We start from the raw sequence: 11,091 nt of genomic DNA on the forward strand, positions 1-11,091 counted from the left end.
AGCACCGTCTCGTTGCGCGAGTAGCGGAACCCGCCGTAGGGCGGCCACCCGATCGGGTGGCCGCCCTCGGTCGTTTTCGATCTCCGCGAGGCTTGGGCCTTGACGGATGGCACGCAGCGCGCAATTCTCAGGACGCGCTGCCACACGCGGTCACCCGATCCCGCACACATCCGCCGCACACTTCTTGGCGAGCCGGATGCATGGATCGTCGGCGAACCGGGAATGGATGCGATGGTGGTTGAGTGACCGGTTCCGGCCGGGCGCGCAGCAGGCAGGACAGGATGACGGAAGCGGCACCCGGGCTCCGAGGGCCGGGCGACGCGGACGATGAGACAGGCGGAGGGGGCGACGATTCGGTACTCCGAATCTCAGCCTGGACATCAGTGGGCCAAGTGGCTACACTGACCCTTTGCGCTGCCTGTTAGCTGCTGCCTGGCCCGTCACCAGGGGTATGCCCGTGTCCGAGCACTCGTGAGGAAGCCTGTCATCAGGGCTTTTCTCTTCCGCTCGGGTTCGGTCCGGTACGCGCGTAGTGAGTCCGAGCCCTCGGAAGGACCCCCTCTTGGCCGCCTCGCGCAACGCCTCGACCACCAATTCGAACAACGGCGCAAGCACCGCCCCGCTGCGCATCTCTTTCGCGAAGATCCGTGAACCGCTCGAAGTTCCGAACCTCCTCGCGCTCCAGACCGAGAGCTTTGACTGGCTGCTCGGCAACGCCGCGTGGAAGGCCCGTGTCGAGGCGGCCCTGGACAGTGGGCAGGACGTCCCCAGGAAGTCCGGTCTGGAGGAGATCTTCGAGGAGATCTCCCCGATCGAGGACTTCTCCGGGTCGATGTCCCTCACGTTCCGTGACCACCGCTTCGAGCCGCCGAAGAACTCGCTCGACGAGTGCAAGGAGCGCGACTTCACCTACGGCGCCCCGCTCTTCGTCACCGCCGAGTTCACCAACAACGAGACCGGCGAGATCAAGTCCCAGACCGTCTTCATGGGCGACTTCCCCCTGATGACGAACAAGGGCACCTTCTGCATCAACGGCACCGAGCGTGTCGTCGTCTCGCAGCTGGTCCGCTCGCCGGGTGTCTACTTCGACAGCTCCATCGACAAGACCTCCGACAAGGACATCTTCTCCGCCAAGATCATCCCGTCCCGGGGTGCCTGGCTGGAGATGGAGATCGACAAGCGCGACATGGTCGGTGTCCGCATCGACCGCAAGCGCAAGCAGTCGGTCACCGTCCTGCTCAAGGCGCTCGGCTGGACCACCGAGCAGATCCTCGAGGAGTTCGGCGAGTACGAGTCGATGCGCGCCACCCTGGAGAAGGACCACACCCAGGGCCAGGACGACGCGCTGCTGGACATCTACCGCAAGCTGCGCCCGGGCGAGCCGCCGACGAAGGAGGCCGCCCAGACCCTGCTGGAGAACCTCTACTTCAACCCGAAGCGCTACGACCTGGCCAAGGTCGGTCGCTACAAGGTGAACAAGAAGCTCGGCAGCGACGCGCCGCTGGACGCCGGCGTGCTCACCACCGACGACATCCTCGCCACGATCAAGTACCTGGTGAAGCTGCACGCCGGTGAGACCGAGACGGTCGGCGAGTCGGGCCGGTCGATCATCGTCGAGACCGACGACATCGACCACTTCGGCAACCGCCGCATCCGCAACGTCGGCGAGCTGATCCAGAACCAGGTCCGTACGGGTCTCGCCCGTATGGAGCGGGTCGTGCGCGAGCGCATGACCACCCAGGACGTCGAGGCGATCACGCCGCAGACCCTGATCAACATCCGGCCGGTCGTCGCCTCCATCAAGGAGTTCTTCGGCACCAGCCAGCTGTCCCAGTTCATGGACCAGACGAACCCGCTGTCGGGCCTGACGCACAAGCGCCGGCTCAACGCGCTCGGCCCCGGTGGTCTGTCCCGTGAGCGGGCCGGCTTCGAGGTCCGTGACGTGCACCCGTCGCACTACGGCCGGATGTGCCCGATCGAGACGCCGGAAGGCCCGAACATCGGTCTGATCGGCTCGCTCGCCTCCTACGGCCGGGTCAACGCGTTCGGCTTCATCGAGACGCCGTACCGCAAGGTCGTCGACGGCCAGGTCACCGACGACGTCGACTACCTGACCGCCGACGAGGAGGACCGCTTCGTCATCGCGCAGGCCAACGCGCCGCTGACCGAGGAACTGCGGTTCGCCGAGTCCCGCGTGCTGGTCCGCCGCCGTGGCGGCGAGATCGACTACATCCCCGGCGACGACGTCGACTACATGGACGTCTCGCCGCGCCAGATGGTGTCGGTCGCGACCGCGATGATCCCGTTCCTGGAGCACGACGACGCCAACCGCGCCCTGATGGGCGCGAACATGATGCGCCAGGCCGTGCCGCTGATCAAGGCCGAGGCGCCGCTGGTCGGCACCGGCATGGAGTACCGCTGCGCGGTCGACGCCGGCGACGTGATCAAGGCCGAGAAGGACGGTGTGGTCCAGGAGGTCTCCGCCGACTACGTCACGGTCACCAACGACGACGGCACGTACACCACGTACCGGATCGCCAAGTTCTCCCGCTCCAACCAGGGCACCTCCTTCAACCAGAAGGTCGTCGTGGACGAGGGCGCCCGCGTGGTGGCCGGCCAGGTGCTCGCCGACGGCCCGTCCACGGACGAGGGCGAGATGGCCCTCGGCAAGAACCTGCTGGTCGCGTTCATGCCGTGGGAAGGCCACAACTACGAGGACGCGATCATCCTGTCGCAGCGCCTCGTGCAGGACGACGTGCTCTCCTCGATCCACATCGAGGAGCACGAGGTCGACGCCCGCGACACCAAGCTGGGCCCCGAGGAGATCACCCGGGACATCCCGAACGTCTCCGAGGAGGTGCTGGCCGACCTCGACGAGCGCGGCATCATCCGGATCGGTGCCGACGTGGTGGCCGGCGACATCCTGGTCGGCAAGGTCACCCCGAAGGGCGAGACCGAGCTGACCCCGGAGGAGCGGCTGCTGCGCGCGATCTTCGGCGAGAAGGCCCGCGAGGTCCGCGACACCTCGCTGAAGGTGCCGCACGGCGAGGTCGGCAAGGTCATCGGCGTGCGCGTCTTCGACCGTGAGGAGGGCGACGAGCTGCCGCCCGGTGTCAACCAGCTGGTGCGCGTGTACGTCGCGCAGAAGCGGAAGATCACCGACGGCGACAAGCTGGCCGGCCGGCACGGCAACAAGGGCGTCATCTCCAAGATCCTGCCGGTCGAGGACATGCCGTTCACCGAGGACGGCACCCCGGTCGACATCATCCTCAACCCGCTCGGCGTCCCGTCCCGGATGAACCCGGGCCAGGTGCTGGAGATCCACCTCGGCTGGCTCGCGAAGCAGGGCTGGGACGTCTCCGGTATCGCCGAGGAGTGGGCCAGCCGGCTCGACGCCATCGGCGCCGGCCGGGTGGAGCCCGACACCAACGTGGCCACGCCGGTCTTCGACGGCGCCCGCGAGGACGAGATCGTCGGTCTCTTCGAGGCCACGGTCCCCAACCGCGACGGCGACCGGATGGTGAAGTCCTCCGGCAAGGCCCGGCTCTTCGACGGCCGCTCCGGCGAGCCGTTCCCGGAGCCGATCTCCATCGGCTACATGTACATCCTCAAGCTGCACCACCTGGTGGACGACAAGCTGCACGCGCGCTCCACCGGTCCGTACTCGATGATCACCCAGCAGCCGCTGGGTGGTAAGGCGCAGTTCGGCGGGCAGCGATTCGGCGAGATGGAGGTGTGGGCGCTGGAGGCTTACGGCGCCGCGTACGCACTCCAGGAACTGCTGACCATCAAGTCCGACGACGTGCTCGGCCGCGTGAAGGTCTACGAGGCCATCGTCAAGGGCGAGAACATCCCCGAGCCCGGCATCCCCGAGTCCTTCAAGGTGCTCATCAAGGAGATGCAGTCGCTCTGCCTCAACGTGGAGGTGCTGTCCAAGGACGGCATGTCCATCGAGATGCGGGACACCGACGAGGACGTGTTCCGTGCGGCGGAGGAGCTCGGCATCGACCTGTCCCGGCGCGAGCCGAGCAGCGTCGAAGAGGTCTGACGGGCCGGCCCGTCCGGTCTCCAGCCGGACGGGCTCTCCCGCGACCCGTTCAGACCATTTGAGAATCAACCCTGAGAGGGATTGACGACACAGTGCTCGACGTCAACTTCTTCGACGAGCTGCGGATCGGCCTGGCCACCGCGGACGACATCCGGACCTGGTCGCACGGCGAGGTCAAGAAGCCCGAGACCATCAACTACCGCACCCTCAAGCCGGAAAAGGACGGGCTCTTCTGCGAGAAGATCTTCGGCCCCACCCGGGACTGGGAGTGCTACTGCGGCAAGTACAAGCGCGTCCGCTTCAAGGGCATCATCTGTGAGCGCTGCGGCGTCGAGGTCACCCGCGCCAAGGTGCGTCGTGAGCGGATGGGCCACATCGAGCTGGCCGCGCCGGTCACCCACATCTGGTACTTCAAGGGCGTGCCCTCGCGCCTGGGGTACCTGCTCGACCTCGCCCCGAAGGACCTGGAGAAGGTCATCTACTTCGCGGCGTACATGATCACCTGGGTGGACGACGAGCGCCGCACCCGCGACCTGCCCTCGCTGGAGGCCCAGGTCTCCGTGGAGCGCCAGCAGGTCGAGCAGCGGCGTGACGCCGATGTGGAGGCCCGGCAGAAGAAGCTGGAGGCCGACCTCGGCGAGCTGGAGAACGAAGGCGCCAAGGCCGACGTCCGCCGCAAGGTGCGTGAGGGCGCCGAGCGCGAGATGAAGCAGCTGCGCGACCGCGCCCAGCGCGAGCTGGACCGGCTCGACGAGGTGTGGGCCCGCTTCAAGAACCTCAAGGTCCAGGACCTGGAGGGCGACGAGCTGCTCTACCGCGAGCTGCGCGACCGGTTCGGCACGTACTTCCAGGGCTCGATGGGTGCCGCGGCGCTGCAGAAGCGCCTGGAGTCCTTCGACCTGGACGAGGAGGCCGAGCGCCTCCGCGAGATCATCCGCACCGGCAAGGGCCAGAAGAAGACCCGCGCCCTGAAGCGGCTCAAGGTGGTCTCCGCGTTCCTGCAGACCACCAACAAGCCCGGCGGCATGGTGCTGGACTGCGTCCCGGTGATCCCGCCGGACCTGCGTCCGATGGTCCAGCTCGACGGTGGCCGGTTCGCCACCTCCGACCTGAACGACCTGTACCGCCGTGTGATCAACCGCAACAACCGCCTGAAGCGCCTGCTCGACCTCGGTGCCCCCGAGATCATCGTGAACAACGAGAAGCGGATGCTCCAGGAGGCCGTCGACGCGCTCTTCGACAACGGCCGCCGCGGCCGCCCGGTGACGGGTCCCGGCAACCGTCCGCTGAAGTCGCTCTCCGACATGCTCAAGGGCAAGCAGGGCCGGTTCCGCCAGAACCTGCTCGGCAAGCGCGTGGACTACTCCGCGCGTTCGGTGATCGTCGTCGGCCCGCAGCTCAAGCTGCACCAGTGCGGCCTGCCCAAGGCCATGGCGCTGGAGCTCTTCAAGCCGTTCGTGATGAAGCGCTTGGTGGACCTCAACCACGCGCAGAACATCAAGTCGGCCAAGCGCATGGTCGAGCGCGGCCGCACGGTCGTGTACGACGTGCTGGAAGAGGTCATCGCCGAGCACCCGGTGCTGCTGAACCGTGCGCCGACCCTGCACCGGCTGGGCATCCAGGCGTTCGAGCCGCAGCTCGTCGAGGGCAAGGCCATCCAGATCCACCCGCTGGTCTGCACCGCGTTCAACGCGGACTTCGACGGCGACCAGATGGCCGTGCACCTTCCGCTGTCCGCGGAGGCGCAGGCCGAGGCCCGCATCCTGATGCTGTCCTCGAACAACATCCTCAAGCCCGCCGACGGCCGCCCGGTCACCATGCCGACCCAGGACATGGTGCTCGGTCTGTTCTTCCTGACCACGGACTCCGAGGAGCGCGAGGTCAAGGGCGAGGGCCGGGCGTTCGGCGCCACCGCCGAGGCGATCATGGCCTTCGACGCGCGTGAGCTGTCGATGCAGGCGCGGGTGGACATCCGCTTCCCGGTGGGCACCGTCCCGCCGCGCGGCTGGACCCCGCCGGAGCCGGTGGAGGGCGAGGAGCCGTACCAGGTCGGTGACAGCTTCCGGCTGCGCACCACCCTGGGCCGGGCGCTCTTCAACGAGCTGCTGCCCGAGGACTACCCGTTCGTGGACTACGCGGTCGGCAAGAAGCAGCTCTCCGAGATCGTCAACGACCTCGCCGAGCGGTACCCGAAGGTGATCGTGGCGGCGACGCTCGACAACCTGAAGGCGGCCGGCTTCCACTGGGCGACCCGCTCGGGCGTCACCGTGGCCGTCACCGACATCGTCGTGCCCGAGGCGAAGAAGGGCATCATCGCCTCCTACGAGGCGCTCGACGAGAAGGTCCAGAAGCAGTACGAGCGCGGCCTGATCACCAAGCAGGAGCGCTCGGACGAGCTGATCAACATCTGGACCAAGGCGACCAACGAGGTCGCCACGGCGATGAACGCCAACTTCCCGAAGACCAACCCGATCTTCATGATGGTCGACTCGGGTGCCCGCGGGAACATGATGCAGATGCGTCAGATCGCGGGTATGCGTGGCCTGGTGTCGAACGCCAAGAACGAGACGATCCCGCGTCCGATCAAGGCGTCCTTCCGCGAGGGCCTGTCCGTGCTGGAGTACTTCATCTCCACCCACGGTGCCCGTAAGGGTCTGGCCGACACCGCGCTGCGTACCGCCGACTCGGGTTACCTGACCCGTCGTCTGGTGGACGTCTCGCAGGACGTGATCATCCGCGAGGAGGACTGCGGCACCGAGCGCGGTCTGAAGCTGCGGATCGCCGAGCGGGCCGAGGACGGCACGCTGCGCAAGGCGGAAGACGTCGAGACCAGCGTGTACGCGCGGATGCTCGCCGAGGACGTCGTGGTGGACGGCAAGGTCATCGCCCCCGCCAACGTCGACCTGGGCGACGTGCTCATCGACCAGCTGCTGCGGCACGGCGTCGAGGAGGTCAAGACCCGCTCGATCCTCACCTGCGAGTCGGCCGTCGGCACCTGCGCCTACTGCTACGGGCGCTCGCTGGCCACCGGCAAGCTGGTGGACATCGGCGAGGCGGTCGGCATCATCGCCGCCCAGTCGATCGGTGAGCCCGGTACCCAGCTGACGATGCGTACCTTCCACACCGGTGGTGTGGCCGGTGACGACATCACGCAGGGTCTGCCGCGTGTGGTCGAGCTCTTCGAGGCGCGCGTGCCCAAGGGTGTCGCGCCGATCTCCGAGGCGGCCGGCCGGGTCCGGGTCGAGGAGACCGAGAAGACCAAGAAGATCATCGTCACCCCGGACGACGGTGCCGACGAGATCGCCTACCCGATCTCCAAGCGCGTCAAGCTCCAGGTCGGCGAGGGCGATCACGTCGAGGTGGGCCAGAAGCTCACCTACGGCGCGACCAACCCGCACGACGTGCTGCGCATCCTCGGCCAGCGCCAGGTCCAGATCCACCTGGTGCAGGAAGTGCAGAAGGTCTACAACTCGCAGGGCGTGTCGATCCACGACAAGCACATCGAGATCATCATCCGGCAGATGCTGCGCCGGGTGACGATCATCGAGTCCGGCGACGCGGAGCTGCTGCCGGGCGAGCTGGTCGAGCGCGGCCGGTTCGAGACCGAGAACCGTCGCGTGGTCTCCGAGGGCGGTCACCCGGCCTCGGGTCGTCCGCAGCTGATGGGTATCACCAAGGCCTCGCTGGCCACCGAGTCCTGGCTGTCGGCCGCCTCCTTCCAGGAGACGACCCGGGTGCTGACGGACGCGGCGATCCACGCGAAGTCGGACTCGCTGCTGGGTCTGAAGGAGAACGTCATCATCGGCAAGCTCATCCCGGCCGGTACGGGTCTGTCCCGCTACCGCAACATCCGGGTGGAGCCGACCGAGGAGGCCAAGGCCGCGATGTACTCGGCCGTCGGCTACGACGACATCGACTACAGCCCGTTCGGCACCGGCTCCGGCCAGGCGGTGCCGCTGGAGGACTACGACTACGGCCCGTACAACGGCTGAGTGGTGGGCCTGACGGTCTGAAGGACCGCGGTACGAAGGAAGGGCGGTCGCCCCGGGACTCCGGGGCGGCCGCCCTTCTCGTGTGCCCGGGGGGGGCGTGCGTGGGGCTGTGCGGGCCGGGCGCGGGGGCCGTGCGTGGCGCCGTGCGTGCGGCCGGGCCGGTCGGTCGGGGCCGGGGTGCCGTCGGGGCGGAGATAGATGCGTGTTACCGTTATCTCCGTTGTCATCATCTGATGACATCAGTGGGTGACAACCGACCCGGGAGAGCGACGGCATCGTGTCGATCAGCGGAGACATAGCAAGCGGGCCCGCCGGGCCCGGGGCCCTACCGCGCGGGCTGCGACTGCGCCTGCTCGGGCCGACCCTGGTGATCGTCGGCTCGCTGATGTCGGTCGTCTCCAGCCTGGGCGCCCCGCTGATCCCCACCATCGCCCACGCCGACGGCGTCTCGCTGAGCACGGCTGAGTGGCTGCTGACCATCACGCTGATGACCGGCGCGCTCGCCACGCCCCTGATGGGCCGGCTCTCCGACGGGCCCCGGCAGCGCGAGGTGATCCTCGCCGCGCTCGGCTCGGTGGTGGCCGGCTGCGTGGTCGCCGCGCTCTCCAACGGCTTCGCCATGCTGATCGTGGGCCGCGGCCTGCAAGGGGTGGGGCTCGGCCTGCTGCCGGTGGCGATGGCCGTCGCCCGGCGCAACCTCGCGCCCGAGAAGTCACGGCAGGCGATCGCCACGCTCTCGGTCACGGCCGCGATCGGCGCCGGGCTCGGCTACCCGCTGACCGCGCTGATCGCGGAGACCTTCGACTTCCGGGGGGCGTACTGGTTCGGCGCGATCACCGTCGGCTGCGCGTTCCTGCTCGCCGCCTTCGTGCTGCCCGGCCGCGCCGAGGTGCCCACCCGGCGCTTCGACACCGTGGGCGCGACCCTGATCAGCCTGGTCGTCGTCGGGCTCTCGGTGGCGCTCAGCGAGGCGGGCGGCTGGGGATGGACGTCGGCCCGCGCGCTGGGCCTCTTCGCCGGCAGCCTGGTGCTGCTCGCGGTGTGGATACCGTACGAGCTGCGCACCACCGACCCGTTGATCGACCTGCGGCAGGTCAAGAACCGCTCGGTGCTCACCGCCGACACCGGCGGGTTCCTGATCAGCGTGGCGATGTACCTGCTGCTGCCGGTCGTGGTGGAGTTCGTCCAGGTCCCGGCGTCCCAGGGCTACGGCTTCGGGGCCTCGCTGGTCGTCTCCGGCCTGGTGCTGGTGCCCTACGCGGTGACGAACTTCGTGGCCAGCCGCTTCCTCGGGATGTACGAACGCCGGTTCGGCACGCGGAGCATGATCCCGCTCGGCTCGCTGATCTTCGCCTTCGGCACCGGCTTCTTCGCGCTGGAGCACTCGCACCTGTGGGAGGCGTTCGTGGTCTCCGGGATCGCCGGCTTCGGCATGGGGTTCACCTACGCCGCGATGCCCGGCTTCATCGTGCGCGCGGTGCCGGCCGGCGAGACCGGCAGCGCGACCGGCTTCTACCAGGTGCTGCGCAGCATCGGCCTGACGCTCGGCAGCGCGCTGTCGGCGGCCGTGCTGATGGCGCACACCCACGCGGGGAGCGCGCTGCCGGAGGTGTCGGGGTTCCGGATGGCCCTGATCATCGCGTCCGCGCTGGGCGTGGCCACGGCCGTCATCAGCTTCGTGCTGCCCGGGCTGGGGGCCGGCCGCCGGGTCGCGGCGGGCGCCCCGGCCCCGGCGGCGGTCGTCCCTATGATGGAGGAGGAGGCCGAACTCGCCGGCTCCGGCTACATGACCGTCGACGACCGGACTTCTGACACCCGCTGAGGAGGACCAGGGTGAGCGCCGAGCACGCGGTGCCCGAGCGGCCGCGGGCGGGCCGGGCCCGGGACGCCGCCGCCAGCAAGCAGGCCCTGCTGCGGGCCGCGCAGGAGCTCTTCGGGCAGAAGGGCTTCGAGCGCACCACGATCCGGGAGATCGGCGAGCGCGCCGGTGTGGACGCGGCGTTGATCGCCCGCTACTTCGGCAACAAGGCGGAGCTGTACGTCGCCGCGGTGGTGGCCGAGGACGCCGCCGCGCGCATGCCGGCCGACTTCCGGGGGCTGGCGCAGATCACCCACACCCTGGTCACCAGGTCCGACGAGCGCGGGCCCGGCCCGATCCTCCAGGCGCTCATCCGGTCCGACACCTCCCCGGAGATCCGGGTGGCCGCCGGTGACCGGATCGCCCGCCGCGTCGTCGAGCCGCTGGCCGCCGACCTCGCCGACCGGGACCTGGACCGCGCCCGGCTGCGCGCGGAGATCGCCGTCTGCGCGCTGTACGGCATCAGCCTGGGCCGCTCGCTCGGCTGGTTCGAGGAGATCCGTTCGGTCCCCAAGGACGAGCTGGTCGCCCTGGTCACGGAAGCGCTCAGCGCGCTCGCCACGCCGGGGGCCGATGAGGAGCCGGGCGGCGTTCCCGGCGACGGCTAGCCGTCGCCCGCCGTCGCGCGATTCCCGGGCAACCGCACCGCGATTCCTCCCACGGACCGCCGTTTTGGGGCATCCTGGAGGCATGCTGGCCGGTGACGCGGATCGTGAGCACGCGGTGGACATCCTCAAGGAGGCGTACACCGAGGGCCGGTTGAGGCCCGAGGAGTACGACGAGCGGATCGGCTGGGCGTACCAGGCACGCACCTACGCCGACCTCGACCGCATCACCGCGGACATCCCCCACGCTCCGGCGCACCGGGCCCCGCCACAGCCGTATCCGCCCGTCCCCCTCACCTTCGCGCCGGTCCCGCGCACCAACAGCGCGGCCACCGCCGCTCTGGTCTGCGGCATTCTCGGCTTCCTGACCCTGGGCGTCACCTCGCTTCCGGCGGTCATCTGCGGCCACGTCGCCAGGGGCCAGATCCGCCGCACCGGCCAGCACGGCGACGGGCAGGCCACCGTCGGCCTCGTCCTCGGCTACCTCGGCCTGGCCGGCCTGCTCGCCTTCATCAGCCTGATCGCCGTCCTCCTCGCCTTCGCCCCGGGCCCCTGACACCGGTCCCCTGACGCCGGGCGGCCGCCCCC

At 69.1% G+C, this 11,091-nt stretch carries 5 protein-coding genes; all 5 read left to right on the forward strand.

What is annotated here, in order from left to right:
- Positions 1–562 precede the first annotated feature (562 nt).
- The 5 genes from rpoB to AB0399_RS39360 all read left to right on the forward strand — a co-directional run bounded on the left by rpoB (position 563) and on the right by AB0399_RS39360 (position 11,059).
- Positions 563–4,048, forward strand: coding sequence for a DNA-directed RNA polymerase subunit beta (gene rpoB, locus AB0399_RS39340; RefSeq protein ID WP_328468064.1), 3,486 nt, complete (start codon positions 563–565; stop codon positions 4,046–4,048).
- 92 nt (positions 4,049–4,140) lie between these two features.
- Positions 4,141–8,040 carry a DNA-directed RNA polymerase subunit beta' gene (locus tag AB0399_RS39345; RefSeq protein WP_328468066.1) on the forward strand — a complete coding sequence of 1,300 codons (3,900 nt, stop codon included), beginning with the start codon at positions 4,141–4,143 and terminating at the stop codon, positions 8,038–8,040.
- 277 nt (positions 8,041–8,317) lie between these two features.
- Positions 8,318–9,862: an MFS transporter gene (locus AB0399_RS39350; protein ID WP_366414555.1), complete on the forward strand. Its 1,545-nt coding sequence runs from the start codon at positions 8,318–8,320 to the stop codon at positions 9,860–9,862.
- 11 nt (positions 9,863–9,873) lie between these two features.
- Positions 9,874–10,506, forward strand: a complete 633-nt coding sequence (locus AB0399_RS39355; RefSeq protein WP_329365819.1) for a TetR family transcriptional regulator — start codon at positions 9,874–9,876, stop codon at positions 10,504–10,506.
- An 82-nt stretch (positions 10,507–10,588) separates the two neighbouring features.
- Entirely contained in the window at positions 10,589–11,059 is a 471-nt protein-coding gene (locus AB0399_RS39360) for a DUF1707 and DUF4190 domain-containing protein (protein WP_366414556.1), read from the forward strand.
- Positions 11,060–11,091: the final 32 nt, after the last annotated feature.

The sequence above is a fragment of the Streptomyces sp. NPDC088194 genome, from assembly GCF_040702025.1.
In the GTDB taxonomy this organism is placed as follows: domain Bacteria; phylum Actinomycetota; class Actinomycetes; order Streptomycetales; family Streptomycetaceae; genus Actinacidiphila.

Coding starts and splice junctions, on each gene's coding strand:
- AB0399_RS39360 (WP_366414556.1), top strand. CDS start 10,589: ATGCTGGCCGGTGACGCGGATCGTGAGCACGCGGTGGACATCCTCAAG.